This is a genomic window from Erwinia persicina, assembly GCF_014838825.1.
GTDB classification, from domain to species: Bacteria; Pseudomonadota; Gammaproteobacteria; order Enterobacterales; family Enterobacteriaceae; genus Erwinia; species Erwinia persicina_A.
On sequence record NZ_JACYMO010000008.1, the window covers coordinates 35,704 to 59,296 of the forward strand.

General features: G+C 54.2%; 18 protein-coding genes. 8 read left to right on the forward strand and 10 right to left on the reverse strand.

Translation table 11 applies throughout. The features are described 5' to 3' along the window. Positions 1-107: 107 nt before the first annotated feature. Together yhcN and argR are read right to left on the reverse strand one after the other, a co-directional pair. Positions 108-371, reverse strand: a complete 264-nt coding sequence (gene yhcN / locus IFU29_RS17120; RefSeq protein ID WP_191934991.1) for a peroxide/acid stress response protein YhcN — start codon at positions 369-371, stop codon at positions 108-110. 426 nt (positions 372-797) lie between these two features. Beyond that, positions 798-1,268 carry a transcriptional regulator ArgR gene (argR, locus tag IFU29_RS17125; RefSeq protein WP_191934992.1) on the reverse strand — a complete coding sequence of 157 codons (471 nt, stop codon included), beginning with the start codon at positions 1,266-1,268 and terminating at the stop codon, positions 798-800. A gap of 316 nt (positions 1,269-1,584) precedes the next feature. On the opposite strand from argR, the gene mdh reads away from it, so the two are divergent. Further along, on the forward strand, positions 1,585-2,520 hold the full coding sequence (gene mdh, locus IFU29_RS17130; protein ID WP_191934993.1) for a malate dehydrogenase: 936 nt from the start codon (positions 1,585-1,587) through the stop codon (positions 2,518-2,520). Positions 2,521-2,591: 71 nt separating this feature from the next. On the opposite strand, the gene degS is transcribed toward mdh, so the two are convergent. From degS to zapG, 3 genes are all read right to left on the reverse strand, one after another. Continuing rightward, on the reverse strand, positions 2,592-3,659 hold the full coding sequence (gene degS, locus IFU29_RS17135) for an outer membrane-stress sensor serine endopeptidase DegS (protein ID WP_191934994.1): 1,068 nt from the start codon (positions 3,657-3,659) through the stop codon (positions 2,592-2,594). An 80-nt stretch (positions 3,660-3,739) separates the two neighbouring features. Beyond that, positions 3,740-5,125 (reverse strand): serine endoprotease DegQ, encoded by a 1,386-nt coding sequence (gene degQ, locus IFU29_RS17140; RefSeq protein ID WP_191934995.1) that lies wholly within the window; start codon positions 5,123-5,125, stop codon positions 3,740-3,742. Between the two features lie 117 nt (positions 5,126-5,242). Continuing rightward, positions 5,243-5,641, reverse strand: coding sequence for a Z-ring associated protein ZapG (gene zapG, locus IFU29_RS17145; RefSeq protein WP_191934996.1), 399 nt, complete (start codon positions 5,639-5,641; stop codon positions 5,243-5,245). Positions 5,642-5,816: 175 nt separating this feature from the next. Between zapG and zapE the strand changes: the two genes are divergently transcribed. The 5 genes from zapE (at position 5,817) to sspB (ending at position 9,483) form a co-directional block, all read left to right on the forward strand. Further along, positions 5,817-6,944, forward strand: coding sequence for a cell division protein ZapE (gene zapE / locus IFU29_RS17150; protein ID WP_191934997.1), 1,128 nt, complete (start codon positions 5,817-5,819; stop codon positions 6,942-6,944). Between the two features lie 244 nt (positions 6,945-7,188). Continuing rightward, positions 7,189-7,617 carry a 50S ribosomal protein L13 gene (gene rplM, locus IFU29_RS17155; protein WP_056231094.1) on the forward strand — a complete coding sequence of 143 codons (429 nt, stop codon included), beginning with the start codon at positions 7,189-7,191 and terminating at the stop codon, positions 7,615-7,617. A gap of 15 nt (positions 7,618-7,632) precedes the next feature. After that, the gene (gene rpsI / locus IFU29_RS17160; RefSeq protein ID WP_004168023.1) at positions 7,633-8,025 is read left to right on the forward strand and encodes a 30S ribosomal protein S9; all 393 of its coding nucleotides are present in this window, start codon (positions 7,633-7,635) and stop codon (positions 8,023-8,025) included. A 307-nt stretch (positions 8,026-8,332) separates the two neighbouring features. Continuing rightward, positions 8,333-8,974 (forward strand): stringent starvation protein SspA, encoded by a 642-nt coding sequence (gene sspA, locus IFU29_RS17165; protein WP_191934998.1) that lies wholly within the window; start codon positions 8,333-8,335, stop codon positions 8,972-8,974. 5 nt (positions 8,975-8,979) lie between these two features. Further along, positions 8,980-9,483: a ClpXP protease specificity-enhancing factor gene (sspB, locus tag IFU29_RS17170; protein ID WP_191934999.1), complete on the forward strand. Its 504-nt coding sequence runs from the start codon at positions 8,980-8,982 to the stop codon at positions 9,481-9,483. A 64-nt stretch (positions 9,484-9,547) separates the two neighbouring features. On the opposite strand, the gene IFU29_RS17175 is transcribed toward sspB, so the two are convergent. Then, positions 9,548-11,305, reverse strand: a complete 1,758-nt coding sequence (locus tag IFU29_RS17175; RefSeq protein WP_191935000.1) for a sulfite reductase subunit alpha — start codon at positions 11,303-11,305, stop codon at positions 9,548-9,550. Between the two features lie 110 nt (positions 11,306-11,415). Next, a complete protein-coding gene (locus tag IFU29_RS17180) occupies positions 11,416-16,947 on the reverse strand; it encodes a glutamate synthase-related protein (protein WP_191935001.1) in 5,532 nt (1,843 codons plus the stop codon). 1,007 nt (positions 16,948-17,954) lie between these two features. Between IFU29_RS17180 and arcB the strand changes: the two genes are divergently transcribed. Both arcB and mtgA read left to right on the forward strand, forming a co-directional pair. Further along, positions 17,955-20,294 (forward strand): aerobic respiration two-component sensor histidine kinase ArcB, encoded by a 2,340-nt coding sequence (arcB, locus tag IFU29_RS17185; protein WP_191935002.1) that lies wholly within the window; start codon positions 17,955-17,957, stop codon positions 20,292-20,294. A gap of 793 nt (positions 20,295-21,087) precedes the next feature. Beyond that, positions 21,088-21,813: a monofunctional biosynthetic peptidoglycan transglycosylase gene (mtgA, locus tag IFU29_RS17190; RefSeq protein ID WP_191935003.1), complete on the forward strand. Its 726-nt coding sequence runs from the start codon at positions 21,088-21,090 to the stop codon at positions 21,811-21,813. 89 nt (positions 21,814-21,902) lie between these two features. Here the strand turns inward: mtgA and npr are convergent, their stop codons facing one another. From npr to ptsN, 3 genes are read right to left on the reverse strand one after another with little or no spacing between them, the layout of a single operon-like run. Beyond that, the gene (npr, locus tag IFU29_RS17195; protein ID WP_191935004.1) at positions 21,903-22,175 is read right to left on the reverse strand and encodes a PTS phosphocarrier protein NPr; all 273 of its coding nucleotides are present in this window, start codon (positions 22,173-22,175) and stop codon (positions 21,903-21,905) included. Next, positions 22,172-23,026, reverse strand: coding sequence for an RNase adapter RapZ (gene rapZ, locus IFU29_RS17200; RefSeq protein ID WP_062744488.1), 855 nt, complete (start codon positions 23,024-23,026; stop codon positions 22,172-22,174). The genes npr and rapZ overlap by 4 nt, the downstream gene beginning before the upstream one ends. Positions 23,027-23,056: 30 nt before the next feature. Further along, entirely contained in the window at positions 23,057-23,539 is a 483-nt protein-coding gene (ptsN, locus tag IFU29_RS17205) for a PTS IIA-like nitrogen regulatory protein PtsN (RefSeq protein ID WP_062744487.1), read from the reverse strand. Positions 23,540-23,593: the final 54 nt, after the last annotated feature.

A 23,593-nucleotide genomic window follows, 5' to 3' on the forward strand; every position in this document is an offset into this window, starting at 1 on the left:
CCAGAATGTAGGTTTCGCGGTAACCGAAAGGGCTAAAAAGCGTTTGTTATACTTGGGGTTACCGTATTGATTAAATAATTAATTCAGATGCAGGCAAACTGTCTGACTTATTTGTACAGCAGGGCAGTCGCGTGCCAGTTACCGTTCTCGTAGTTTTCGATAACGCGGTAAGCGCTTGCGCCTTTCTCTGTGGCTTTATTATTCAGTGCTTCACGCACGTCCATGGGAGAACCGGCAACGCCACTGACGCTGATCACGCCCATTGACTGCAGGTCTTTAGCCTGTTCGGCGTTAACCGATTCAGCGGCAAAAGCACCAAATGACAGCGCAGATAACACGCCAAATGCGGCAATAATAGTTTTAATGTTCATGATAATTTCCTCGTCAACTGTTTTTATCTTTTTGAATACTGTGATTTGCATCACGAAAACAAGTATAGATCTAATAACGTAAAAAATTAATAGCATGCTAATAATGTTTTGTTGGGATTCTTCCTACGCCTTGTGGTTTTTAATAACCAGACGTTATAAAAAATGCGTATAGTTTAACCACTCACTGTTAAAACCTTGTAAAAACAGCAGGCTGGGTGAAATTAGCGATCTGTGCTGTTAGTCGGTGCCGATCACATCGCTGAAATGAATCCAGAGGGTCTTACTGGCAGGTTGAGAATGGAAAAGGTAGTGGAATATATCGTTGTTCAGGATTTTAGTAGGGGATTAGAAAAGGCCGGTGAGATACGGCCTTTCGCACAATGACGCGACACCAGGTATTGCCTGCAGGTTAACTGCGTCTGTGGCTTATAACTCTTGTTCGAACAGAACCAGCACGGCATCGTGCAGCTGCTTCACCGTGAAGGCGCGTGCCGGGGTAATAAAGATGGTGTCGTCACCGGCAATGGTGCCGAGGATGCCTTCCGCTTTACCCAGTGAATCGAGCAGGCGGGCAATCAGCTGTGCGGCTCCCGGGCTGGTGTGGATCACTATTACCGCCTCATTATGGTCGATATCCAGTACCAGATTTTTGAGGGGGCTGGTTGTGGTCGGCACGCCCAGTTCCGCTGGCAGGCAGTAAACCATCTCCATTTTCGCATTGCGGGTGCGAACCGCACCGAACTTTGTCAGCATTCGGGAGACTTTCGACTGATTAATATTCTCGAAGCCGCCTTCCTGAAGCGCATTGACAATCTCGCCCTGCGAGCTGAATTTTTCTTCCTTGAGTAAGGCCTTGAAAGCCTTAATCAGTTCTTCTTGCTTAGATGGGTTACGCATAGGTTACCGATAAAAGGGAGTGATTAAAGGATATCCGCAGCGGGATATGACATTATTATGCAGTTAAATGAATTTTTATGCAAATAAGAAATGATTCAGGGGGGCATCGCTACCGGTGGGAAGGTAGTTTAGCAAATTTTAGTGCCGAAAAGAATTTGCTGAAACTGTGCTGAAATACGCACGATGTGAACAGTTTGTTATAATGATGAGGTTGTCCGCATCAGCGCTAAAGGTGTAATGTAACGCCGCATCACAATGCAAATGTAGATGGATTTCCCGGCACATGTAATATTCAAAATATAATAAGGAGTTTAGGATGAAAGTTGCAGTCCTCGGTGCAGCAGGTGGTATTGGTCAGGCTCTTGCCCTCCTGCTTAAAACTCAGCTTCCGGCTGGCTCAGAACTCTCTCTGTACGACATCGCCCCAGTGACCCCAGGTGTAGCGGTGGATTTAAGCCATATCCCTACCTCAGTCAGCATTGAAGGTTTCAGCGGTGAAGATGCAACCCCTGCATTGCAGGGCGCTGACGTCGTGCTGATTTCTGCCGGTGTGGCCCGTAAACCCGGAATGGATCGTTCAGATCTTTTCAATGTTAATGCCGGTATTGTGCGTAATCTGATTGAGCAGGTGGCATCAACCTGCCCGAAAGCGCTGATCGGTATCATTACCAACCCGGTGAATACTACCGTTGCTATCGCAGCTGAAGTGCTGAAAAAAGCGGGCGTTTACGATAAAAATAAACTGTTTGGCGTGACCACGTTGGACATTATTCGCGCCAATACCTTTGTTGCAGCGCTGAAAGGTAAGCAGCCTCAGGACCTGAATGTGCCGGTGGTCGGTGGCCACTCTGGCGTCACTATTCTGCCACTGCTGTCGCAGATCCCTGGCGTAACGTTCAGTGAGCAGGAAGCCGCTGACCTGACGAAACGTATCCAGAATGCCGGTACTGAAGTGGTGGAAGCAAAAGCCGGTGGCGGTTCTGCCACGCTGTCCATGGGTCAGGCGGCGGCTGTCTTTGGCCTGTCACTGGTGCGCGCCCTGAAGGGTGAAAGCAATGTTGTCGTCTGTGCTTATGTGGAAGGGGACGGCGAATACGCACGCTTCTTCTCACAGCCGGTACTGTTAGGCAAAAACGGTATTGAAGAGCGTCGTCCGATTGGCCAGTTGAGTGCGTTTGAAAAGCAGTCGCTTGACGGCATGCTGGCTACGCTGAAAAGTGATATTACCCTCGGCGAAGACTTCGTTAAGTAATCGCTTTATACCGGGAGCTGCCGCCTGATGCAGGACTGCCGCTCCCGGATCTGCTTTGTCACCCCGAAGGATTATTGACTCTGTCCCGGATTCTCGTCCGGATACTCCTGCACCGTAACGGGTAGCGTCAGTTTTTTATCCTCACGGCTGATTTCCACATTAATCACCGTCCCCGGACGGATCTCCGCCACCTGGTCCATGGTTTCCATGGGCGAGATAGCCGGAACATTATTCACCCGCGTAATCACATCGTTAACCCGGATACCGGCCGCATCGGCGGGCCCACCTGCTTTCACTACGGTGACCACGATCCCCTGGCCCTGGGGATGCTCCATACCGCTATTTTGCCCGCTAAACCGCCGAAACTCCTGGCCGGTTATCCCAATGTAGCCACGGATCACGCGTCCGTCGCGGATCAGCTTTTCCATCACCTTGGTCGCCAGTTTAGTCGGTATGGCAAAGCCGAGTCCTTCCGGGGTTTCGCCATTGCTGCTTTTATCAAATGACAGGGTGTTAATTCCCATCAGCTCACCCAGTGAGTTGATCAGCGCTCCGCCTGAGTTACCCCGGTTAATTGAGGCATCCGTCTGCAGGAAATCCTGATGACGGGAAGGGCTCAGGCCGACGCGGCCGGTGGCGCCAATGATGCCCTGTGTCACCGTCTGACCGATGTTATACGGGTTACCAATCGCCATCACCAGGTCGCCAACGTGCGCAATACGCTGCGGGTTGATGGGGATAACGGGCAGATTAGTGGCATTGATTTTCAGCACGGCCAAATCGGTGAGAGAGTCCGACCCGACCAGCATGGCTTCGAAATAACGGCCATCCTGCAGGTTGACGATAATCTGGCTGGCATCGTTAATCACATGTTTATTGGTCAGGATATAGCCGCGGGGATCCATGATAACGCCCGATCCCAGCACGTCACTGGCACCGTTGGCGCTGCGGTTGTACACGTAAACCACGGCAGGCGCTGCGCGTCGTACGCCTGTGTTGTAGCTGACCGGCTCTTCGCTGGTACTGACAGTTGAATGTGACAGCAGGTCGCTACCCAGCCTGAGGCCAGGTATGGCGACGAGAAGAAGACCAGCCACAATCAGGCCAAGGATCACTGAACGCAAAATTTTAAGAAACATGGTCTTAGGCGGTGAATGAATGGACGAATGGCAGGATAGCATGAGTTACGCAGACACAGTAGCCTGTGTCTGCGCAAGGGTTAAGGCAACAGCAGATAGATATTCTCGCCGCCGCGCATGACGCTCAGCGCCAGCAGCGGAGGTTTTGCTTCCAGCAGTTTACGCAGTTCAGCCAGATTCTGCACCGGCGTGCGGTTAACGCCGACAATCACATCGTCTTTTTGCAAGCCAAACTGGGCGGCAGGGGTTGATTTGGCAACCTCGTCGACCTTCACGCCTTTTGTGCCGTCTTTTGCTGCGCCATCACTAAGGGTCGCGCCCTGCAGGGCGGGGGTCAGCAGGGCGGCGCTGGCACTGCTCTGGGTACTGTTATCCAGTTTGACAGTGACCGTCTGCGGCTTACCGTCATGGATCAGGCCAATTTTCACTTCCTGGCCCGGTGGCGTGGTGCCAATTTTCACCCGCAGTTCAGCAAAGTTGTTGACGGCTTTGTCATTAACGCTGGTAATAATATCACCGGCCTTGATCCCGGCTTTCGCCGCCGCCGACTGTGGCAGTACCTCATTGACGAAAGCGCCGCGCTGCACGTCGACATTAAACGCTTTCGCCATATCGGCCGTCATCTCAGTGCCTTTAATGCCTAACTGACCGCGTTTCACCTCACCAAACTGGATCAGCTGCTGCGCCAGGCCCATCGCCATATTGCTCGGGATAGCAAAGCCGATACCGATATTGCCGCCGCTCGAAGCCAGAATGGCGGTGTTCAGACCAATCAGTTCGCCGTTGAGGTTTACCAGCGCACCACCGGAGTTACCGCGGTTAATGGCGGCATCGGTCTGAATAAAGTTCTCCAGCCCTTCAAGATTCAGGCCGCTGCGCCCCAGGGCAGAGACAATACCGGAGGTGGCGGTCTGACCCAGCCCAAATGGGTTACCGATGGCCACGGCAAAATCCCCGACTTTCAACTTATCAGAGTCAGCGATCTTGACCTGAGTGAGGTGAGTGGCGTCCTTCAGCTGGATCAGGGCGATATCGGTCTGTTCATCGCGGCCAACCAGTTTGGCATCGAACTCACGGCCATCGCTCAGCTGGACGCTGATTTTGTCCGCCCCGCTCACCACGTGGTTATTGGTTAAGACATAGCCTTTTGCTGCATCAATGATGACACCTGAGGCCAGGCCTTCAAACTCTTCGGATTTGTCATCACCCTGTGCGCCGTCCTGGCCATTCTGGTCGAAGAAGCGCTTTAACTGATCCGGGATGGGCTGCTGCTGACTGTCGCTTTCCGTTCCCTCAACATGCACGCTGACGACCGCAGGTAACACAGTTTCCAGCATGGGGGCCAGGCTTGGCAGAGGATCTCCCTGAACCTGCGAGGGGAGTGCTGCCTGGGTTGCCGGTACCACCGCCATATTGACGCCAATACTCAATGCTAATGCACTTAACAGAAATGATGTCTTTTTCATCGGAACTCAGCTCTCGCTATCAGGGGAAGGGGGGGAACCGAAATTGCAGGCAATATGTTGAGTCAAACAGGTATGACAATGTAAAAACAGGGGGCACGACACGGCCCCCGACACACATTACTTTGCGGCGCGCTCACCGCGCAGCAGGCCAGATGCACTGTCCGGGTAATCACGTGGCATCTGTACCGGCACCTGATCGTTATCCGCTTCGGACTCGGTCAGCTGATAAGCGAACGGGTTTTTTTCACCCGGCAGGTTTGGCAGCAGGTCATTCGATCCTTTAGCCATATGCTGATAAAGCTGACGATAGTCACGCGCCATGTTATCCAGCAGCTCTGCGCTGTGGGCAAAATGGTTGGTCAGCTCTTCACGGTAATCGGCCAGTTCGGCTTTACTTTTTTCCAGCTCATACTGCAGGCTGCGCTGCTCACGCAGTTTCCTGTTACCGAAACGCATGGCGACCGCGCCAATAATAATCCCAACTACTAACCCAATAAGCGCATATTCCCAGGTCATAATCACTCCCATATTGTCTTCGTTGTTCCGTAGGACCTTTCCAACTCATACCCGCCACTATAACCGCTAATCTCACGGAAGTGGAATCCTGCGGCAGCTTCGCTTAGTGTAGAACGACTTTTTTTTCGACGATCGACCGCGGGTCAGGCCATTTTTCAGGGAATGTGACTAAATTATGCAAACGATGTCTCCTCTGGCGCTTTATCAGCAAGCGCTGGAAAACGGCGAGTATCAGGCCGATGAAGTACAGCGTGCCGCCATCACCCGTTTAGACGGGATATATCAGGCATTAACCCGGGACAGCGCCGCAGCGGCACCTGCCGGCGGGGGGCTGTTTAGCCGGCTTAATAAGCTGCTGGGCAAAAGTAAAAACGATGCTCAGATACCGGTGCAGGGGCTGTATATGTGGGGCGGCGTCGGGCGCGGCAAGACCTGGCTGATGGACATATTTTTTCGGGCAATTCCTGGTGAGCGCAAGCAGCGTCTGCACTTCCACCGTTTTATGCTGCGGGTACATCAGGAGCTGACCGCATTGCAGGGGCAGAGCGATCCACTGCAGATTGTTGCTGACCGTTTTAAAGCCGAAACCGACCTGCTGTGCTTCGACGAATTTTTTGTCTCGGATATCACCGATGCCATGCTGCTGGGCACGCTGATGGAAGCCCTGTTCAGCCGGGGCATAACGCTGGTGGCAACCTCGAACATTCCACCGGACGATCTTTATCGTAACGGACTGCAACGGGCGCGTTTTATCCCGGCCATTGAGATGATTAAGCAGCACTGCGAAATTATGAACGTCGACGCCGGGATAGATTATCGCCTGCGTACGCTGACCTCCGCACACCTGTGGATGACTCCGCTGGGGGATGAAACCAGTAGAGAAATGGAGCGGATGTTTATTGCCCTCGCCGGGAAACCGCGTGAAGACCACGAGCCGCTGGAGATTAATCATCGTCAGTTGCCGACGCTGGGCATTGCAGAGGGCGTGCTGGCGATGGATTTTCTCGCGCTGTGCGGCGAAGGACGCAGTCAGCACGACTATATTGAACTGTCACGCCGTTTCCACAGCGTATTGCTGTATGATGTGCCGGTGATGATTTACAAGACGGAAGACCAGGCACGGCGATTCCTGGCGCTGGTGGATGAATTTTACGAGCGTCATGTGAAGCTGGTGGTCTCGGCAGAAACATCACTTTATGAGATTTATCAGGGTACGCGGCTGAAGTTTGAGTACCAGCGCTGCGTCTCCCGCCTGCAGGAGATGCAGAGCGAAGAGTACCTGCGGCTGCCGCATTTACCCTGAAGCTTGCATTACTGTAACGTGGTAGTAATTTTATCGCAGAAAACGTTCGATCTTTATGGGCGACTTCTCTATAATCTTGCGACCCCACGTTACAACAAAGGTTTTTTTCCCAAAACTCTTTGTGTTCCGGTAACTCTATCCGAAGGGGTGGGCTTACTGGTCAAGATGGTCGTGTGAGCTCCAACCGTTTATTCAAGCGTTTGGGATTTCACCAACGTGTAACTTAATTTGGGTAAGCTTTTAGATGAAAACTTTTACAGCTAAGCCAGAAACCGTCCAACGTGACTGGTATGTTGTTGACGCAACAGGCAAAACCTTAGGTCGTTTAGCGACTGAACTGGCTCGTCGCCTGCGCGGTAAGCACAAAGCGGAATACACTCCGCACGTCGATACAGGTGATTACATCATCGTTCTGAACGCTGAGAAAGTTGCCGTAACGGGTAACAAGCGTACTGACAAGATTTATTACCATCACACCGGCTTCGTCGGTGGTATCAAGCAAGCGACCTTCGAAGAGATGATTGCTCGCCGTCCTGAGCGTGTGATTGAAATCGCGGTTAAAGGCATGCTGCCAAAGGGCCCGCTGGGCCGTGCTATGTACCGTAAACTGAAAGTTTACGCGGGCAACGAGCACAACCATGCGGCACAGCAACCGCAAGTTCTTGACATTTAATCGGGATTACAGGCAATGGCTGAGAATCAAAACTACGGCACTGGTCGCCGCAAAAGCTCTTCCGCACGCGTCTTTATTAAGCCGGGTAGCGGTAACATCGTTATCAACCAGCGTTCTTTAGAACAGTACTTCGGTCGCGAAACTGCCCGCATGGTAGTTCGTCAGCCGCTGGAACTTCTGGACATGGTCGGTAAATTTGATCTGTACATCACTGTTAAAGGTGGTGGTATCTCTGGTCAGGCTGGTGCGATCCGTCACGGTATCACACGCGCTCTGATGGAGTACGACGAGTCACTGCGTGGCGAACTGCGTAAAGCAGGCTTCGTTACTCGTGATGCTCGTCAGGTTGAACGTAAGAAAGTCGGTCTGCGTAAAGCACGTCGTCGTCCTCAGTTCTCCAAACGTTAATTTTTTCTGCCAAGGCAGGATCGATTATCGGAAAACCCGGTGCCTGGCGCCGGGTTTTTTATTTTCTTCTGATGCAAAAAGCGCGAAACACACACCGCTTTACCATTTTCCCCCGCAATTCCGTGTGCGACCCCCCACAAGCTGGCTAAAATCTGGTAAACTGTGTGTCACTTTGTGCCCATTGGCCGGGTAATAACGTGTGTATCCTGTGTACCAGGGAGCGGTTAATTTTCGGGCCGGTGGCAATAATGAGTCGCCACGTGGATGGCTATTCGCAGTAATTTTCTCGATAAACTTGGAGGTTTACATGGCTGTCGCTGCCAACAAACGTTCGGTAATGACGCTGTTTTCTGGTCCGACTGACATTTTCAGCCACCAGGTACGCATTGTACTGGCTGAGAAGGGTGTTAGTGTCGAGATCGAGCAGGTTGAAACGGATAACCTGCCGCAGGATCTGATCGACCTCAACCCATACCGTACCGTGCCCACCCTCGTTGATCGCGAGCTGACGCTGTATGAATCGCGCATCATCATGGAATACCTGGACGAACGTTTCCCGCATCCTCCGCTGATGCCGGTTTACCCGGTTGCCCGTGGTGAAAGCCGCCTGATGATGCACCGTGTTGAGCAGGACTGGTACAGCCTGATGCGTAAAGTCGAAAATGGCACCGCGCAGGAAGCTGAAGCTGCACGTAAGCAACTGCGTGAAGAGCTGCTGGCGATTGCGCCACTGTTCGCCCGTACGCCGTTCTTTATGAGCGAAGAGTTCAGCCTGGTTGACTGCTATCTGGCTCCGCTGCTGTGGCGTTTACCACAGATGGGTATTGAACTGGTCGGTGCCGGGTCTAAAGAGCTGAAAGGCTATATGACACGTGTCTTCGAGCGTGATTCCTTCCTGGCTTCTCTGACGGAAGCGGAACGTGAAATGCGCCTGCAAACGCGGGGCTGATTACGATGGAAATGTCCCAACTTACCGCACGTCGTCCTTATCTGCTGCGCGCTTTCTATGAGTGGTTGCTTGACAACAATCTCACGCCGCATCTGGTCGTCGACATTAACTTGCCCGGCGTGATGGTGCCCCTGGAGTATGCCCGCGATGGTCAGATCGTTCTGAACATTGCTCCGCGTGCCGTGGGCAATCTCGAGTTGGGCAATGATGACGTTCGCTTCAGCGCCCGTTTTGGTGGCGTTCCCCGTCAGGTCTCCGTGCCTATGGCTGCGGTACTGGCGGTTTATGCGCGGGAAAACGGTGCCGGGACGATGTTTGAACCGGAACCGGCGTATGATGAAGCCGGTGAGTTTGAAGCTTCAACTGCACAGGATGATGATGCGCCAGAAACGGTCATGTCGGTGATCGACGGCGATCGTCCCGATGATGCAGGTTCTGATGACGATAACGGCCCCGACGATGAACCGCCTCCGCGTGGTGGTCGTCCGGCGCTTCGCGTCGTAAAATAAAAACGGGCCTTCGGGCCCGTTTTTTTTACACTGTCTATCCGGGAGCGCTTCGCCCCCGGATTCATCAGTAGACGTCGCGCAGGTAGCGCTTTTCTTTTTTCAGCTGGTCAACGTAATCGGCTGCGCGCTCTGCAGACAACCCGCCAAACTGCGTAATCACTTCATACAGCGCCTTATCCACGTCTTTCGCCATGCGCGAAGCATCGCCACAAACGTAGAAGTATGCCCCTTCCTGCAGCCAGGCATACAGCTCGGCACCCTGTTCCATCATCCGCGTCTGGACGTAGATTTTCTCTGCCTGATCGCGTGAAAATGCCAGGTCGAGACGGGTCAGCAGACCGCTTTCCTGCCAGGCTTTCAGCTCATCCTGATAGATGAAGTCATGTTCCTGATGCTGATCGCCAAAGAACAGCCAGTTTTTCCCTTTGGCACCGACGGCTTCGCGCTCTTCCAGAAAAGCACGGAAGGGGGCAATACCGGTTCCCGGACCGATCATGATCAGCGGTGCATCGCCGTTTGCCGGAACGCGGAAGGCTTTATTCGGTGAAATAAAGATGGCGGGTTTTTCACCGCGCTTGACGCGCTCGGCCAGGTAGGTTGAGCAGACGCCGCTGCGGGCACGGCCAGCGCTGTGATAACGGACGGAGGCGATAGTCAGGTGCACCTGGTTAGGATGGGCTTTCTGACTGGATGAAATCGAGTAAGCACGATGCTGTAGCGGACGCAGCAGGCCAACAAACTCCGGAATGCTCAGCGAACGGGTCACATCCAGCTGCAGCAGATCCAGGGTATCTTTGCCCCACAGCCACACGCCCAGGGCATCTTTATCATCGTGCTGTAAGACGTGGCGCAGCTCCTGGTTGGTGGTGTTCTGACCCACCCACTCAATCAGCTTGCGCGACGGCTCAGAAATCTCGAACTGGTAGGTCAGCAGGTCGCCCAGGCTGCGGTCAAAGCCGGGGACCGGGTTATCGTAGTCGGATTTCAGCTGCGTCAGCAGCAGGTTAACCAGTGCCGGCTCGTTGACCGGGATCACCCCCAGCGCATCGCCTGCTTCGTACTTCAGCCCGCTGTCTGTGAGGTCAAATTCAAAGTGACGGATATCCTTGCCGGACTTCTCACCGGACAGACGCTTGTTGGTCGCCAGGGCGGCGGCATAAGGATTATTTTTATTGCTGCCGGGGATCACCGGTGCTTCCGGTGCGCTCTCCAGCGCGGTGCCGCTGCTGCCTGCACTGGCGGCAAACTGCGGCATCGCGCCGGCGATCCATGCACTGGACGGCTCTTCGTAGTCGATATCACAGTCAATACGGTCACTGACGCGTTTTGCACCCAGTTGCTCAAGGCGCATATCAATAAATTTACCCGCCTGGCAGAAGCCATCGTAGCCGGTATCACCAATAGCCAGAACCGCAAAGTGCATCTGCTCCAGGCGCGGTGCAGTGCTGGCGGAAATCGCCTGCCAGAACAGCTGTGCGTTGTCCGGCATCTCGCCTTCGCCGTAGGTCGAGGTGATCACCAGCACGTGACGCATGGTGGCAAACACGTCGATATCCACTTCGCCCAGCCCCTGGACGACCGGCACCAGGCCTTTCGCCCGCGCGGCTTTTGCTGCGCTTTGCGCTAAGGCTTCAGCATTACCTGTCTGCGAACCAAACAGGATATGAAGCTGTGTGGTGGCGGAAGAGGCCGCAGAGCCTGCGGCCTGTGGCTGGTTTTCCAGCACCAGCAGACGTGAATGTAATCCGGCAAGGAAGCCTGCCAGCCAAAATTTCTGCTCGCCGTTAAACGGCGCGTCTTCAGGAATATAAGGAATCTTCATCAGTTTTATCTACTCAATCCCGTTGAATACTCGCCATGCTTCGGGCCGCAGAGGGGTTGGCTGCCAGCCCGAAACAGGGAAAGTATGAGTCACTGTTCATAGTCAAATAGTTAAGCTAATTTGCCGACGGCTGCTGCCAGTTCAGGCAGAGCAGCACGCGCAAACAACTCTTCAAAGTCAGGCAGTCGTCCCAGCACGTCACGGTTACACGCATCCTGGTACATGATCCAGCCGTAAGTCGCCAGACTGTCCATGGAGCGGATATTACGCTGCGTGAGCGCGGCTTTATAATCGGTCATGCGCTTCGCACCGATCAGGCAGGCCAGCTCTTCATCACTGTAGCTCTCAATGGCTGCACGACCGTGGCGCTGCAGCTTGCTGATCAGGGTAAAATCTTCCGTCATCAGCAGGTTACGCACCGCTTTCTCAACGGCCGGATCTTCCACAGCGGTGCCTTTCGGCAGGCGTGACAGCGCCAGCTGCTGCGCAGAACTGAGTACGGTGTAGTTATTTAACAGCACCAGCATTTCAGGGGTGTCCGTCGCGCCGTAGCCCGGGACCGCACCATTGGCGATGGGTTTCCCTTCCCGCCAGGCCGCTTTAAATTTCGCCACCTGATGTCCGGCCAGCGCCGTGGAGAGCTCTTCCAGCAGATCCTTACGGCTCTTGGCTTTGAGGATCTCAGCGCCATCCTGATACAGCAGCAGGGAACGCGGCATCACATAAACAAAGTGCTGACACTCGGTTTCCCAGTGGTCTAGCAGCCACTGCGCACGCGGAGAAGCGGTGGCTTCCAGATGCCAGTTGAGCATCGTCAGTACCGCCTCTTTGTGCACGCGCGCCATTTCGCTGTCATCCGTGATGGAACCCAGCATCACGGAATCTGCTGCTGCAGATCCCGCCAGCGTGCCGTACGGGTCATACTGATAAGCGAAACCGCCACTCATACCGTTACCAAAGCCGGTACCGTAAGTGCCGAGGTTCAGCACCGCACCGTTAGTCATATATTCGCAGCAGAAGTCACCCACGCCTTCGACCACGGCGGTGGCACCTGAGTTACGCACGGCAAAGCGGTCACCAGCCTGACCCTGAGCGAACAGACGTCCGCCGGTGGCACCGAACAGGGCGAAGTTACCGATCAGCACGTTGCCTTCAGCATCCTCAGATCCGCCGCCCGGGGACATCACCACAATTTCTCCGCCGCACTGTCCTTTACCAACACCGTCGTTACAGGTGCCGTAATGCTCCAGGCGCATGCCGTCGTTACAGAACACGCCATAAGACTGACCGGCGGAGCCGGAGGTGGAAATCGTGACCGTCGCCGGAGCCAGATAGCGACGGCCGCGATCGTCCAGCAACGCCGCCGGAATACGGTTCAGGTGTTCGGCATTCAGCGTGTGGTTCAGCAGGCGTTCGATATCAATGGCCAGCTGGCCGCCCACGCTCTTGTTGCGGTTGTTCAGCGTGATCCCGTCACCCAGTGCGATCGCGGTCGATCCCTGACTGACCAGGCGATCGTTCAGCAGATCGATCCAGCCATTATCCAGTTCGAAATCTTTTTCCAGATAGACCGGGTGGGCAATTTTCACCTCAGGCACCACGGTTAACATGGCGCGCAGATCCAGTTTACCCACTTCCAGCGGGTGGTCCATCAGGTGAAGCAGGTCAGACCGGCCACGTGCCTCACGCAGTGAACGCAGGCCCAGGCGTGCCAGCATCTCACGCACTTCGTGGGCCACGTTGATAAAGTACTGCGCCAGCTGGCGCGGATCCCCGTCGAAGGCTTCGGCATTGGTGGTGAGACCGGCCGGGCACTTCACGTTGCAGTTTTTCGCCATCACGCACTTCAGCATCATCAGTGCCGTGGTGCCGAATTCAAAGCTGTCGCCGCCCAGCAGTGCGGATTTCACCACGTCACTGCCCGTCTGCTGTGCACCCGAGCAGCGCAGCAGCACTTTCTCACGCAGGCCGTTGGCACACAGCGCCTGATGGACTTCCGCAATGCCGATCTCCGCTACCCGCCCGGTATATTTCAGGCTGGTCACTGAAGCGGCCCCGGTACCGCCGGTGTTGCCGGCCACGTTGATCACATCAGCGCCGGCTTTCGCCACGCCAACTGCGATGGTGCCGATACCTTCAGAGGAGACCAGTTTGACAATCACCCGCACGCGGGCGGCCTTACAGTCGTGGATCAGCTGGGCCAGATCCTCGATGGAGTAAGTGTCATGGTGCGGAGGAGGGGAGACCAGCTCCACGCCCGGGGTACCACCACGGGCTGCCGCGATTTCAACCGTCACCTTAGCCGCCGGTAACTGGCCGCCTTCACCCGGTTTTGCTCCCTGACCGATTTTGATTTCCAGCTCTTCCAGCATTGGGTCTGCCAGATAGGCGGCCCAGACGCCGAAACGACCGGATGCCAGCTGTTTAATGCGTGAAGCACGGATGGTACCGTGACGGGAATAGTGCTCACCCCCTTCTCCACAGTTACTCATTCCACCTACCATATTGGTGCCGTGAGCAACGGCTTCATGCGCCGGTGCCACCAGCGCACCGTGACTCATCGCCCCGGAGGCAAAGGTACGGGTAATTTCATGGGCAGGCTGCACTTCGCTTAACGGCAGCGCCGGAGCAAGAGTAAAGATGCGTGAAAGATAGTCAGCCGCTTTGCCGGTCGCCTTCAGAAGCAGGGCGTCTGCCACCACTTCCGCTTGTTCAATGGCGTCACCAAAGCGTTTTTTCAGCACGGTGGACAGTGTGGTCAGGCGGTCATGCTCACTTTTCAGGCCGACAATGGCATCCGTCAGGCGCAGCGTGAACTGGCCTTCATGTGCCGCGTCGGCTTCACATACCAGGCCACGCACGGCAAAGCCGTTATTCACCAGCGAATAACGTCCCAGCTTACGCGTGAACTCGGCTTCGCTGTCGACGTGGGTCAGATCTGCCGGCAGGGCGAGAATATCACGCAGTGCCGCCGGGCGGCGCTTGCGCTCTTCCAGCATCAGGCTGGAGAACTGACGGTAATCCGCAGTGATAGTGAAGTTGTCGATCACCTCGTCCGGGATGCGTTCGAAACTGCTGTCCGCAAAGGATTTCGTTTTGATATTGAATGCGTTGTCCAGCTTGGCCAGCGTCATCAGGCGGATAAAATTATCCTCCTCGCGCGCTTTATCCGAGAAGCGAATTGGCTGCTCTGTCATATCAATAAAAGTACGCACGGCGATAGTGCCGTAAGAGTGGCCGGCCCCCTCTGCACGCTCTTTAAACAGGCCCAGCAGCGGCACTTCTGACTCACCCTGAATGCGCAGCGCACTCTGATGCCAGTCAACGGCCATCTGCGCGATGGTGGCAAAGCCTGCACCGCCCACCGGCGTTTTAATATTCGGGAAGTACTTCTTCAACACGCGATCTTCCGTATCGAGGAAGTTTGGCTCAAAGAACTCACCGCAGCTGTAGCTCTCAACGGTACACAGGCCGACTTTGCCCATGGTCTTCATCAGCGCTTTTTCAGCGGCTTTGGCATAGCGTTTGAACGCTTTGTTGCCCTCTTCGCCTTCACCGTATTTTTCTTCCGCACGCATCTGCACGCCCAGCGGATAAACGGCAGAAGCCCCGAAGCCGAGGGTGGCAGCAATATGGTGTGAAGAGATACTCTGGCCACTTTCCACTACCAGTGACACATCCAGGCGCAGGCCTTCCTGCACCAGGCGCTGGTTGATGGCTGACACCATCAGCAGCATCGGGATAGCGGCACGGGTTGAAGAGATATGGCGGTCAGTGATAACGGCGATACCGCCCTGTTCACGGGCGAAATCCACCACCTCCTGTGCCAGAGCATCAATAGCCTGCTCCAGCGCATCAGCGTTGGCGGCACGGCTGATAGGGTCCTTACCGATAACCGGCTCATAGAGCATTTCGAAACGAGCATAGGGGGCCACGGTCTGCTCACGCAGCTGCAGCATATCCAGATGCGTCAGGATCGGCGTGGGCACCACGATCTGGTGGCCTTTACTGCGCCCGAGATGCGGTTTCGCGCCCAGCGCAACGCGCAGGGTCATGCCATCCACTTCACGGATGGAATCCAGCGGTGGGTTGGTAACCTGAGCAAATCGCTGAGAGAAGTAGTGCGCCATTCCGCCTTCGTGGTCGGACAGGGCGTTAATCGCGTTGCCGTAACCCATCGCAGAGATTTTCTCTGCGCCGGTGGTCAGCATCGGATCCATCATAAATTTGAAGCTTTCCTGGTTGTAGTAGTAAGCCACAAAACGCTGGTAGGTTTTGAGGTCGCCGCTATAACGCAGAGGGGAGCCCTGTTGCTCCGCCGGGATCACCGGCAGGTCCTGTAATGTCACGCGTGACTCGGCCAGCAGCGCCGGATAATCAGCCACCGCCGCCAGCTTTTCCAGCGCTTCGACGGTGGTATAGCTGCGTTTTTCACGGTGATCGTAATACAGCATACCGCCCGCTTCGATACGGCCACGGCGCAGGACGCTTTCCGGTGGGAAGGCAATCTGGCCCGCTTCCGACATCGCACCAATGTATTCAGCTGTTTCTACTGAGCGCAGCGGGCGCAGGCCGAGACGGTCAAGGCGTGCACCAATGACTTCACCGTTGCCGAAGATCAGGGCGGCCGGACCGTCATTCTTCTCTTCATACAAAGAGAAGTATTCCAGCATCGCGCGGACTTCAGCTGAGAGGGAAGGATCGTTTTCCCACGCTGGCGGCATCATCGAGACCACGGCGGTGATCAGGTCCAGATTGTCTTCCATCAGACGGCTGTGGATGCTTTGATCCAGGCGTGAGCTGTCTGACTGGCCTTTCGGGCGCACGATCTTCTTCCCGCGTGCCAGCGCCAGCGCCGATTCCGCAATGCGGTTTTTACGATCGGTATTCAGCTCGCCGTTGTGCGCCATCAGCCGGAATGGCTGCGCCATGGTGGTATGCGGATCGGTGTTAGTTGAAAAACGGGTATGGAAGAACAGACCGCGGACCTGGTGGTCTGTGTCGGTCAGATCCTGGAAATAGGGGATCACCTCATTCGAATTCAGGCGGGCTTTAAACACCTGGGTGCGTGAAGAGAGCGACAGTGGATAGAGGCCGCCAAATTCACTTTCGGTAAAGGCGCGGGCTTCGATATCCAGCAGGGCACGGTAGATGCGTTTTTCGAAATCAATCTGGTTGCTGACATCGGCCGGGGCGGTAAACACCCATTGCACGATCGGCAGCTGGAACTGAATCGCCGCCGGACGCAGTACGCTGGTATCCAGGGGCATATCTCGTTTAAGGAGGATCGACAGATCGTAAGCCGCCAGGGTGTCTTCCACCAGGCGTTCGGCATTGGCACGCAGCGCACCGTCTTTCGGCACAAAAAAGTTGCCGACGCCATAACGGCCGGCTTCCAGCGGCTGTCCGGTAATTTTGCGGAAGAAATGCAGAGAGAGGTCAACGTTAACGCCGGCGCCGTCACCTACGCCTTCTGCAGACATGCCCCCGCGATGAGGAACGGTGCACAGGGCACTGTGGGCCATCTGCAGAACCTCATGAGTTTGCTCGCCGTCCTTACGAGTAATGAAACCCACACCACAGCTGTCACTGTCTTTTGATGGATCATACAAGCCATAGGGATAAGGTTTTGAGTTGGACATCGAGGGCCTCCTTAACTGCTTTTGACATTACCACTATTCTTCAGGCACAGAGCGCACGGGGTGTCTCGTCTGGCGCTGTATCATTTTCTTGCCGCTAAAACGCAGACACCGTGACTCCGAACATGCCGTACAGGGACCGTTGTCTGAAACGTCCTTGATGGCATTGCTCACGAAATTCCGGGTCTCAAATTGGAGATAACTTACATCACGAGGGAGTCTACTTGCTGCATAGATATGCCGAGACACTGGCCCGTCAGGAAAGCTTCCAGCGGATTTCCAACTTATCGGGAAAGCGAACTCAGGTCAAATAGCGATCTTACTTAGGCTTTTTTATGTCTTTACTGAGTTATCTTAATGATAAATAAGTAAATGTTGCCTTATTTTAACCCTGTTAAAGGCGAGGCGAAGGGGAGCGAAGTGTGAGCTGACTCACTATAGGGCAGCAGGCAAATCTCTGCACCATGCTGGTGCCGGGGTTAATGGCAGCAGAATATGCTGTCAACGTAGGAATAACCGCAGGAACGCACTGTTTTTAGCTGGCGCGATTATTTGAATTAAACAGGGGGGCATCATTAGTAAAATTAATCAGAAAAGGCGTGATTAATATTTCATTTATTGTGAATTATTATTCGTTAGATGTAACAAGAGAAAGCGAAGGAGGTGGGGCATCGCTATGAAAACTATCAACATGAGAAAGGCGCACTGAATTCAGAGCGGCCTTACAGATTATGCAGTTATAAAATTTAGTCAATATCCCTGGCGGTAAGTTTTTACGGGGAACGGCAATCGGAGCGTTTCGTACGGTAACCCAGGCAGGAGAGGGGCTGCGTCCGTTTTCGGCGCTTTACCGGCGCTGGCGGCGATAATCCCGTGGTAACGGGTGAAAGGATGTGGGTGCTGCTGCACGGTTATTGTGCAACATCCCCCCGGCTGTCAGGCGAGATAGCGCGTTGGTCTTTTGGTCAATTCCGGTATGATTGCTTTTATCAGGCTGGAAGGGATCCTTTATGAAACAAATTCGTTTATTAGCGCAGTACTATGTTGATTTGATGGTCAAACTTGGGCTGGTACGCTTCTCGCTGCTGCTGGCGTCGGCGCTGGTAGTGCTGGCCATGATTGTGCAGATGGCGGTAACGATGGTGCTGCGGGGCCACGTTGAAAGTATTGATATGGTGCGGTCGGTATTTTTCGGCCTGCTGATTACCCCATGGGCCGTCTATTTCCTGTCGGTGGTGGTGGAACAGTTAGAAGAATCGCGTCAGCGTCTGGCCAGGCTGGTGGATAAGCTCGAAGAGATGCGCAATCGCGACCTTGAGCTGAACCAGCAAATGCAGGGCAATATTACCCAGCTTAACCAGGAGATTGCCGACCGTATCAAAGCCGAAGAGGCGCGTCTGCAGGTGATGGCGAAACTCAAAGAGGAGATGGCGCGGCGCGAAGAGGCGCAAATCGAACTCGAACAGCAATCCTCGTTCCTGCGTTCCTTCCTCGATGCCTCCCCTGACCTGGTGTTTTACCGCAACAGTGACCAGCAGTTCTCTGGCTGTAACCGTGCTATGGAGCTACTGACGGGAAAAAGCGAAAAACAGCTTATCGGGCTGACGCCGAAAGAGGTCTATGACGACGATGCGGCGACGAAAGTGCTGGAAACCGATGAGAAAGTCTTCCGTCATAATGTCTCCCTCACCTATGAACAGTGGCTGGAATATCCTGACGGCCGCAAAGCCTGTTTTGAGATCCGTAAAGTGCCTTATTACGACCGCGTGGGCAAACGTAGCGGATTGATGGGCTTCGGACGCGATATAACCGAGCGTAAGCGTTACCAGGACGCGTTAGAGAACGCCAGCAGGGAGAAGACCACCTTTATCTCTACGATCAGCCACGAGCTTCGTACGCCGCTTAATGGCATTGTCGGGCTCAGTCGCATTCTGCTGGATACGGATCTCAATCAGGAACAGCTGAAGTATCTGAAAACGATCCACGTTTCTGCCATTACGTTGGGCAATATTTTCAATGATGTGATTGAAATGGACAAAATCGAGCGGCGCAAAGTGCAGCTGGACAATCAGCCCATCGATTTCACCGGCTTCCTGGCCGATCTGGAAAACCTCTCCGGCCTGCTGGCCGAGCCAAAAGGGCTGAAGTTTGTGCTGGCACCGGCGCTGCCCCTGCCGCATAAAATCATTGCCGATGGCACCCGTCTGCGTCAGATCCTGTGGAATCTTATCGGTAACGCGGTCAAGTTTACCCAGCAGGGTGAGATCGTAGTACGGGTCGGCTATCAGCAGGACGACTGCCTGTGCTTTGAGGTGGAAGACTCCGGTATGGGCATCCCACAGGATGAGCAGGATAAAATTTTTGCCATGTATTACCAGGTGAAAGATCAGCGGGGCGGCAAACCTGCCACCGGCACGGGTATTGGTCTGGCCGTTTCCCGCCGTCTGGCGCAGAGCATGGGTGGCGATATCCGCGTTCACAGCGCTCCGGGACAGGGTTCCTGCTTCACCCTGACGCTCAATGCGCCACGCGTTGAGGAAGAGCCGCAGGATGAGCAGAGGGAAGACGACATGCCACTGCCTGCGCTGCATATCCTGCTGGTCGAGGACATTGAACTGAATGTGGTGGTTGCCCGCTCTGTGCTGGAAAAACTGGGCAGCAGCGTGGAAGTGGCGATGACCGGCCAGGCCGCGCTGGAGATGTTTGACCCGGATGAGTTCGATCTGGTGCTGCTGGATATCCAACTGCCCGACATGACCGGTCTGGATGTGGCGCGGATGATTCATCAGCGTCACGCGGGTGAGCAACTGCCGCCGCTGGTGGCGCTGACGGCAAACGTGCTGAAAGATAAACGCGAATATTTTGATGCCGGTATGGATGACGTCCTGAGCAAACCGCTGGCGGTTCCTGCTCTGACGGCGATGATTAAAAAATACTGGGATTTTCAGGTCGACGACTTAGCCACTGAACCGGAGTTCACCATGGACAAGAAAGAACTGGCACTGCTGGATGTTCCAATGCTGGAACAATATATCGAACTGGTGGGGCCGGGCTTGATCCACCAGAGTCTGGCAATGTTTGAGCAGATGATGCCAGGCTATCTGGCGGTGCTGGATTCCAACATGATGGCTCGCGATCAAAAGGGCATTGCGGAAGAGGGGCACAAAATTAAGGGCGCGGCGGGTTCCGTCGGATTAACGCATTTACAGCAGATTGCAAAACAGATCCAAAGTCCGGAACTACCTGCATGGTGGGACAATGTTCAGGAGTGGATTGATGAACTGAAACAGGAATGGCGTCACGACGTGGATGTTCTGCGGCAATGGGTGACGGATGCTGAAAAAAAATGACCCCGACCGAAGCCGGGGTGCGCGAATACTGCGCCAACACCAGGGAAATTGGTAACCTGCGCTGTTCTGATTTTAATCATCGGGAGCGAAGGTTTGGTATTGGTTGAACGTTAAATAGCTCAGTCACTACTTTAGCAAATCTTGCATCACATGTTAGCGGATTCATTAAAATGTGTGATGTTGAGCAGCGTTCGTAAATAGAAGACCCGATTTTGCTCACTCAGTCAAGCAGGGAATGTTTATTTACGATGATTCGCATGATAATTGTACAATTACCTGTTTCTTTAAGCCCGGATGGCGCAGGTCAATGTTTCTCTTGTCCGGCTTTTTTCGAGGTCGGGCGGCAGGGAACAGGTAAGGGGTAAGGTTTTCTTTTAACATCATGTTTTTTAGCTATTTTTTTGTTTATTAACCAGATGCTTCCGAAACGTTTTGGTTTCTGCTAGCAAAAATTCTCAAACTCAGTGGAGGGCAGACCTAAAAGCTGACTCCGTTCAGCAAGATTGACTGCTCTTACCAGTGGCTTAATATGCGGGAAAAACATCACTTACCACCCGAATGTCGTGCCCATTTCTTAAGTGAGCGTGAAATTCCTTAAAAGTGGCAGGAGAAATTTATAAGCAGGCTGAACCAATTGATTTAATGCAATTTCAACCGTAAGCCGATCCAGCGTGGAGTTAAGGTAAATGGCGTGATTTAATGGAACCGATTCCGGTTATGTTGGGTTAATTAACAATGATGGAGAATTCCTGGTGAATTTTCATACTGATAAATATGGACGGGATCCTCAGTAATGAGTCGCAATAAATCACGGGGTTTTACGCGCATCAAAGCATTTCTGCTTCGCCTGGTCCTGGGAATAACTGGATTGTGGCTTGCTGGCATTATCCTCTTTGCCTTTCTGCCGGTGCCGTTCTCTGCGGTGATGGCCGAACGGCAGATCGGAGCCTGGTTTAGCGGTGATTTCGACTATGTGGCGCACTCTGACTGGGTGGGGATGGATGACATCTCGCCATGGATGGCGCTGGCCGTCATTGCTTCTGAAGATCAAAAATTCCCGACGCACTGGGGTTTTGACGTGGCCGCCATCCAGTCGGTTCTGGACAACAGCGGAGAAAAAGCTGGCATGCGCGGTGCCTCTACGCTTTCTCAGCAGACGGCAAAAAATATGTTCCTCTGGGACGGACGCAGCTGGGTGCGTAAAGGCCTGGAGGCCGGTCTGACCGTGGGGATCGAAACCGTCTGGACCAAGCGACGTATTCTGACCGTCTATCTGAATGTGGCTGAAATGGGAGAAGGGGTCTTTGGCGTTGAGGAAGCCTCTCAGCGCTATTTTCACAAGCCGGCCAGCCGCTTAACCCTGTCCGAAGCGGCGCTGCTGGCCGCCGTTCTGCCGAATCCAATACGCTACCGCGCCGACGCGCCTTCAGGCTATGTTCGCCAGCGTCAGCAGTGGATCATGCGTCAGATGCGCCAGCTCGGCGGGGAAGGTTTCCTCAGGGAACACCAATTGCAATGAGTCCGGACCAGGTTCAGATCTGACAGAGGAACTGCAAAAAGGGGGGCAACACAGACCGGCCGTCAGGGCCGGTCTGCCGGGGAAGGGGATTACTCCTCGTCGAAACCGGCGTTAAACAGGTCGATGACCGCCGCCAGCGCTTTATCTTCTTCCGGTCCGCTGGCTTCCACCTCGATATGCCCGCCTTTGGCAGAGTCGAGCATCAGCAGGGCAATCACGCTACTGGCTTCAGCTTCTGTGCCGCTTTCATTACGCAGCAGCACTTCCGCATCAAAACTCTGTACCAGTTCAAACAGCTTCATCGCCGGACGGGCGTGCATGCCCAGCTTGTTTTTAATCTCAACGGTCTGTTTCACGGTCATGACTTACGTTTTTCCAGCGTGCGGTGACGGGACTGTACGTTCTTACCGCGAGAGCGGAAATAATCTGCCAGCTGTTCGGCAATGTAGACGGAACGGTGTTTGCCGCCGGTACACCCAATCGCCACGGTCAGATAGCTACGGTTATTGGTTTCCAGCATCGGTAACCATAACTCAAGGTAACTGCGCGTCTGATAGATGAAGTTATGCACTTCCGTGTGGCGATCGAGGAAGGCAGCAACCGGGCGATCGAGTCCGGTCATCGGGCGCAGCTTGGGATCCCAGTGCGGGTTAGGCAAAAATCGCACGTCAAATACGTAATCAGCGTCAATCGGAATGCCGTGCTTAAAGCCAAAGGACTCAAACACCATCGTCAGTTCACGCTCTCGCTTGCCCAGCAGGCGGGTACGCAACATCTCGGCCAGCTCGTGCACGGACATCTCTGAGGTGTCGATAATCAAATCGGCCCGGGAGCGCAGGGGCTCCAGCAGATCGCTCTCTTCATCAATGGCGCTTTCCAGCGACAGATTTTTACTGGAGAGCGGATGCAGACGACGTGTATCACTGTAGCGACGAATTAAGGTATTACGGTCAGCATCAAGGAACAGAAGTTGCGGCGAAAAACAGTCTGGTAAACTGTTAAGTGCGGTTTCAAACACTTCCGGAGATTCCGGCATGTTGCGGACATCAATACTTACCGCAGCAGATATGTTGCGTTCGGCCAGCGAATTCGCCAGGTCAGGCAGCAGGACCACGGGCAGATTATCCACGCAGTAAAAACCCATGTCTTCCAGGGCGCGTAACGCCACAGATTTTCCTGAGCCTGAACGACCGCTGACGATCATCAGCACCATTTCACAATTCCCCTCATTTAACCTGCCTGACTAGCTCTGTTCGTGATCTTCCGTGATGATCGCATAAAGATCTTCATCGCTCTGTGCGGAACGCAGACGCCGCAGTACGGTTTTATCCGCCAGGCGCTTGGCCACCAGTGAGAGCGTATGCAGATGCGTTTTACACTGATCGGCGGGTACCAGCAGGGCAAACAGCAGATCCACAGGCTGATTATCAATGGCATCGAACGCAATGGGCTGGTCAAGGCGAATAAAAACGCCGACGGCACGCAGCGTATCTTCCTCAAGCTTGCCGTGCGGGATGGCAATGCCATTACCGATACCGGTACTTCCCATTCTCTCACGCGTCAGAATCGCTTCAAAAATTGTCTGATGCGGAAGGTTTAGCTGTTTAGCTGCCAGTTCGCTGATAATTTCCAGCGCCCGTTTTTTGCTCTGGCAATGCACGCCATTACGCGTACATGAGACGCTCAGCACGGAGCCCAGTTCCAGTTTCAAATCATTGTTCATCATAGTTTCACTTAACTTTTCACTGCCGCAGGCGAGTTATCCTCTTCCCCGTTTCGG

What these genes read in the sequence shown, in the direction of transcription:
- rapZ (WP_062744488.1), bottom strand. Translation starts at nt 23,026, where the DNA reads ATGGTGCTGATGATCGTCAGCGGTCGTTCAGGCTCAGGAAAATCTGTG.
- ptsN (WP_062744487.1), bottom strand. Translation starts at nt 23,539, where the DNA reads ATGATGAACAATGATTTGAAACTGGAACTGGGCTCCGTGCTGAGCGTC.
- degQ (WP_191934995.1), bottom strand. Translation starts at nt 5,125, where the DNA reads ATGAAAAAGACATCATTTCTGTTAAGTGCATTAGCATTGAGTATTGGC.
- rplM (WP_056231094.1), top strand. Translation starts at nt 7,189, where the DNA reads ATGAAAACTTTTACAGCTAAGCCAGAAACCGTCCAACGTGACTGGTAT.
- mdh (WP_191934993.1), top strand. Translation starts at nt 1,585, where the DNA reads ATGAAAGTTGCAGTCCTCGGTGCAGCAGGTGGTATTGGTCAGGCTCTT.
- yhcN (WP_191934991.1), bottom strand. Translation starts at nt 371, where the DNA reads ATGAACATTAAAACTATTATTGCCGCATTTGGCGTGTTATCTGCGCTG.
- IFU29_RS17180 (WP_191935001.1), bottom strand. Translation starts at nt 16,947, where the DNA reads ATGTCCAACTCAAAACCTTATCCCTATGGCTTGTATGATCCATCAAAA.
- sspB (WP_191934999.1), top strand. Translation starts at nt 8,980, where the DNA reads ATGGAAATGTCCCAACTTACCGCACGTCGTCCTTATCTGCTGCGCGCT.
- mtgA (WP_191935003.1), top strand. Translation starts at nt 21,088, where the DNA reads ATGAGTCGCAATAAATCACGGGGTTTTACGCGCATCAAAGCATTTCTG.
- degS (WP_191934994.1), bottom strand. Translation starts at nt 3,659, where the DNA reads ATGTTTCTTAAAATTTTGCGTTCAGTGATCCTTGGCCTGATTGTGGCT.
- zapG (WP_191934996.1), bottom strand. Translation starts at nt 5,641, where the DNA reads ATGACCTGGGAATATGCGCTTATTGGGTTAGTAGTTGGGATTATTATT.
- zapE (WP_191934997.1), top strand. Translation starts at nt 5,817, where the DNA reads ATGCAAACGATGTCTCCTCTGGCGCTTTATCAGCAAGCGCTGGAAAAC.
- arcB (WP_191935002.1), top strand. Translation starts at nt 17,955, where the DNA reads ATGAAACAAATTCGTTTATTAGCGCAGTACTATGTTGATTTGATGGTC.
- npr (WP_191935004.1), bottom strand. Translation starts at nt 22,175, where the DNA reads ATGACCGTGAAACAGACCGTTGAGATTAAAAACAAGCTGGGCATGCAC.
- IFU29_RS17175 (WP_191935000.1), bottom strand. Translation starts at nt 11,305, where the DNA reads ATGAAGATTCCTTATATTCCTGAAGACGCGCCGTTTAACGGCGAGCAG.
- sspA (WP_191934998.1), top strand. Translation starts at nt 8,333, where the DNA reads ATGGCTGTCGCTGCCAACAAACGTTCGGTAATGACGCTGTTTTCTGGT.
- argR (WP_191934992.1), bottom strand. Translation starts at nt 1,268, where the DNA reads ATGCGTAACCCATCTAAGCAAGAAGAACTGATTAAGGCTTTCAAGGCC.
- rpsI (WP_004168023.1), top strand. Translation starts at nt 7,633, where the DNA reads ATGGCTGAGAATCAAAACTACGGCACTGGTCGCCGCAAAAGCTCTTCC.